Annotated in this window: 1 protein-coding gene and 1 pseudogene; both read right to left on the bottom strand. The window is 39.8% G+C overall.

The annotated features are described in order from the left end of the window. Nucleotides 1-238, bottom strand: a pseudogene (locus tag ACTS4L_RS11420) (hypothetical protein); the annotation flags it as partial. A 135-nt stretch (nt 239-373) separates the two neighbouring features. Beyond that, a partial coding sequence (locus tag ACTS4L_RS11415; protein WP_440652078.1) for a cytochrome c oxidase subunit II transmembrane domain-containing protein occupies nt 374-545 on the bottom strand: 172 nt, incomplete at its 5' end.

Below are 545 nucleotides of genomic sequence, written 5' to 3'. Positions count from 1 at the left end.
CTGGTCGGTTTGATGTGACTGTAGCTTGGTTTAGGCGGCCGGGGATTGCGTCGGTTTTTAACCCTAGTGAAGGGACGGCTCATGAGTGCAGGACGTCTTCGGATGAGATTAGTATACGAATTGGAAGTTCTATTGGTAAGACTACCCGATTATCAACTTCTAATAGACGAAGTTCACCTGGTTTTAGGTCATTGGTTGGGATTATGTAGGAGTCAAAGCATAGGTCTTCATAGTCAGTATATTCATAGCTTCAGTATCATTGGTGTCCTATAGTTTTTACTGTTAGAACTGGGTTATTAATCTCGTCTATTATGTATAGAATGCGTAGAGAGGGGAGAGCAATTATGATAAGGATTACAGCTGGTAGAATAGTTCAAATGGTTTCTACTTCTTGGGCGTCTATTGTGCTTGTGTGTGTTAGTTTTGTTGTTAGTATTAGTGAAATAATATAAAGTACTAGGGAGCTGATGAGGAATACAATTATTAGGGTGTGGTCATGAAAGTTTGTAAGTTCTTCTATGATAGGTGATGTGGCGTCTTGTAGA

This window comes from Cysteiniphilum sp. 19S12-1, assembly GCF_052030685.1.
GTDB lineage: Bacteria > Pseudomonadota > Gammaproteobacteria > Francisellales > Francisellaceae > Caedibacter.
The sequence above is the reverse complement of the archived record's forward strand: the minus strand, read 5'-3'. Positions and strand labels throughout refer to the sequence as shown.